Below are 1,676 nucleotides of genomic sequence, written 5' to 3' on the forward strand. Positions count from 1 at the left end.
ATGTACCGACCTAGGAGTTTGGTTGTTGGATACTGGTTATTGGTTGCTGGATTTTGTTGTTGGAATTTGGCTTTGCCAAATTCCTTCGATTATCCATCTACCAACAACTACTATCTACCAACTACCTGCTTCTCCTTAGAAAGGAGGTGATCCAGCCGCACCTTCCGATACGGCTACCTTGTTACGACTTCACCCCAATCACCAACCCCACCTTCGACAGCTCTCTCCTTTTCAGGTTAAGTCACCGGCTTCGGGTGTTGTCAGCTTTCGTGGTGTGACGGGCGGTGTGTACAAGGCCCGGGAACGTATTCACCGCAGTATGCTGACCTGCGATTACTAGCGATTCCGACTTCATGCAGGCGGGTTGCAGCCTGCAATCCGAACTGAGACCGGCTTTTTGGGATTTGCTCCGCCTCACGGCTTAGCTTCCCTCTGTACCGGCCATTGTAGCACGTGTGTGGCCCAGGATATAAGGGGCATGATGATTTGACGTCATCCCCACCTTCCTCCGTTTTGTCAACGGCAGTTCGTCTAGAGTGCTCACCTTCACGCGTTAGCAACTAAACGTAGGGGTTGCGCTCGTTGCGGGACTTAACCCAACATCTCACGACACGAGCTGACGACAACCATGCACCACCTGTCTCCCTGTCTATCCGAAGATAGAAAACTACCTTTCAATAGCTGTCAGGGGATGTCAAACCCTGGTAAGGTTCTTCGCGTTGCGTCGAATTAAACCACATGCTCCACCGCTTGTGCGGGCCCCCGTCAATTCCTTTGAGTTTCAACCTTGCGGCCGTACTCCCCAGGCGGGGTGCTTATTGCGTTAGCTACGGCACAGAAGGGGTCGATACCTCCTACACCTAGCACCCATCGTTTACGGCGTGGACTACCGGGGTATCTAATCCCGTTTGCTCCCCACGCTTTCGCGCCTCAGCGTCAGTAACAGGCCAGAGAGTCGCCTTCGCCACTGGTGTTCCTCCCAATATCTACGCATTTCACCGCTACACTGGGAATTCCACTCCCCTCTCCTGCCCTCAAGTCACCCAGTTTCAGAGGCAGGCTCTGAGTTGAGCCCAGAGTTTTCACCCCTGACTTGGATAACCGCCTACGCGCCCTTTACGCCCAGTAATTCCGGACAACGCTCGCCCCCTACGTTTTACCGCGGCTGCTGGCACGTAGTTAGCCGGGGCTTCCTCCTCAGGTACCGTCATTTCTTTCTTCCCTGAAGACAGAGTTTTACAACCCGAAGGCCTTAATCACTCACGCGGCGTTGCTCCGTCAGGCTTTCGCCCATTGCGGAAGATTCCCCACTGCTGCCTCCCGTAGGAGTCTGGACCGTGTCTCAGTTCCAGTGTGGCCGTCCACCCTCTCAGGCCGGCTACCCATCGTCGCCTTGGTGGTCCTTTACACCCCCAACTAGCTAATGGGACGCGGACCCATCTGTCAGCGGGTTTCCCCTTCCCTCATTAGTACATGCGTACCAACGAGCGTATCCGGTATTAGCACCAGTTTCCCGGTGTTGTCCCGGTCTGACAGGCAGGTTATCCACGCGTTACTCACCCGTCCGCCACTAAGGTTACAATTCGCAAGCTTCCTCGTAACCTCCGTTCGACTTGCATGTGTTAAGCACGCCGCCAGCGTTCGTCCTGAGCCAGGATCAAACTCTCCATTTATAT

General features: G+C 54.5%; 1 rRNA gene. It reads right to left on the minus strand.

From position 1 onward, the window contains the following. Positions 1 to 139: 139 nt before the first annotated feature. Positions 140 to 1,673 (minus strand): 16S ribosomal RNA (locus tag L7E55_RS17485). Positions 1,674 to 1,676 lie beyond the last annotated feature (3 nt).

Origin of the sequence: Pelotomaculum isophthalicicum JI (genome assembly GCF_029478095.1) — a bacterium.
GTDB lineage: Bacteria > Bacillota > Desulfotomaculia > Desulfotomaculales > Pelotomaculaceae > Pelotomaculum_D > Pelotomaculum_D isophthalicicum.